General features: G+C 71.7%; 2 protein-coding genes. Both read right to left on the bottom strand.

Annotated features, from left to right (window positions below; all coding sequences use genetic code 11):
- Window positions 1-391: 391 nt before the first annotated feature.
- Window positions 392-724: a hypothetical protein gene (locus DSY14_RS27640; RefSeq protein ID WP_211719539.1), complete on the bottom strand. Its 333-nt coding sequence runs from the start codon at window positions 722-724 to the stop codon at window positions 392-394.
- Window positions 725-983: 259 nt separating this feature from the next.
- A partial coding sequence (locus DSY14_RS27635) for a pentapeptide repeat-containing protein (RefSeq protein ID WP_211719538.1) occupies window positions 984-2122 on the bottom strand: 1139 nt, incomplete at its 5' end.

Here is a 2122-nt window from a genome sequence, read left to right as displayed (position 1 = left end):
GAACGGGGCCGCCCCCAAGGGGAGGGGCGGCCCCAAGGAAGGGGTGGGGCCCGATCACCGCCGGGCACACCCCACGTCGTCAGCCGCAGCCGCCTCCGCAGTTGCAGGATCCGCCGCTCTGGCACCCGCAGGCGCAGGCGGAGCCACAGCCACATCCGGCCGGGTGCGGAAACGTGATCGGGGTGTGGGGCACGGTCCCTCCTCAAGGGCTCGACACGGCATCCGTGCGCGATCGCGCCGAAGATCCTCCCCGGCGCCACGGAGCTTTCCCGAAGGTTGAAGTTCCCACCCCGTGACTTTCCCAACCCGATGCCTGAACCCGACCCCGCCGTGACCGTGCGCCCCCGGGCGCGGCACGACGGCAGTGAACTGGGTCGACCGTGTTCCGGCCTCACGCGAAGAATGTGGGTTCGGGCGCCGGTCGGCGTGTCATTCGGTAGAGCCAAACCTGCCCCAGGAGCATGACCGGAATAGCGGGAAGGAGCAGCGACCACACGAACACCTCGGCCAGGCCGGGGCCGACGCCGCGGGGACGGGCGGTGCGCCACGGCAGGGGCAGGCAGGCGAGCAGGATGAGCGCGTAGCCCCACGGCCAGGCCGGGCGGTCGCCGGGGACCGGGTCGATCGTCTCGATGCCCGCGGTGCTCACCACCGACAGGACGAGCAGGGTGAGGGTGATCCACAGGTCGGCGCGGGTGGGACGGGAAAGGAGGCGTGCTGCCACGTCCCCGACGGTACGGTGCGCCTCTCGAGGACCGCGTCCTCCAGGGGACGACACGTCGGGGTCGGGCGTACGACGGGGGGAGCAGTCGGCCCCGACATGGGTCGGCCGCCCGGCTCCCGAGGATGACGGGGACCGGACGGCCGGAGTGCCTCCGGGCGGGATGGGGGGCTCCACGACCCGGGTGGCGCTGGGGGAAGGCGCGCTCGGGTCAAAAATAGGGGGTTCCGGGTACCAGAAGGGGGTCGATGTCCGCTTCCGGTCATTTTTTCGAGCGGTCGATGCCCTGCGAGGCGCGAGACATGGGCGTCGCACCCTCCTCGGCCCGACCGGGTGCCGCGCCGTCGTCACCACGCCGCTCCGCCGCGCCGGACCAGGACACGGGCAGCCGCACGACCCCGGGCACACCCGCGGCCATCGCCTCCGCCAGTCCGTCCGGGGGGTCGCCGAGCGCGGGTTCGGGGGCGTCGTCCGCGCCGTCGAACTCCACACGGCCGTCGGTGAACCGTGCCTCGGTCAGGTCCATCGACCCCGTCGAGATCCGGGCGTCGTGCAGCAGGATCGTCCCGCCCGCGACCTCGCTCTTGTAGAAGTCGGTGAACCCGCCCTCGAAGCGCACGTGGCGAAAGTTCACCGTGCCGCCGGTGAACCGGGCCCGACGGAAGGAGAGCCGACCGCCGGCCACCCGTGAGTAGCGAAAGTCCATCTCCCCGCCGGCGAAGACCGCCCCGTCGAAGAGCACCTTCCCGCCCAGGAAGTGCACTCCGCGCAGTTTGCCGCCGTCGAAGACCACGTTGGACAGGTCGAAGCGATGGCCGTGCCAGGAGGAGTGCTCGTCGCGCAGCCGGTCGGCGATCGCCCGGATGATGCTGAACCGCACCTCGCGGAAGGCCTCGTACTCTTGACGCGCCGCCGACCCCGCCTCGTCCCCGGTCGGTTCCGGGACGTGCGGCATCCGCAGGTAGGAGCACAGCACGTTGATGCAGGTCTGGCGCAGTTCGTACCCGGGGGCGTCGTCCGCGAGGTGGGCCAGGGCGTACACCGCTCCGAGCCGTGCCGTCGCCTCCTCGTTGCCCAGTTCGGTGTAGGCGGCGGTGAACCGGTCGTTGAAGAGCTTCACGCCGTCGCGCTCGGCCGCCCGCCGTGCCCGCAGGTTCTCCAGGTTGTTGTTGCGCTGCCGGTGGTAGGCGATCACGAACAGCGCGATGCCGGTGAGCCCGGCCACCACGGCGAAGGCTCGGACCACCACACCCTCGAAGGCGCTCAGGGACAGCGTCTCCGGCCGCACGATCTCGGGGAAGCCGAGGAACCACAGCGCGCCCAGGATGAGCGCCCCGACGCACAGGCCGGTGACGGTCCAGGCCAGGGCGATGTGCAGCCACAGGAGGGGCGGGCGGTTCT

It is taken from the genome of Nocardiopsis sp. MG754419, assembly GCF_018207095.1.
Classification (GTDB): Bacteria; Actinomycetota; Actinomycetes; order Streptosporangiales; family Streptosporangiaceae; genus Nocardiopsis.
This window is presented reverse-complemented; position numbering and strand designations above follow the sequence as displayed.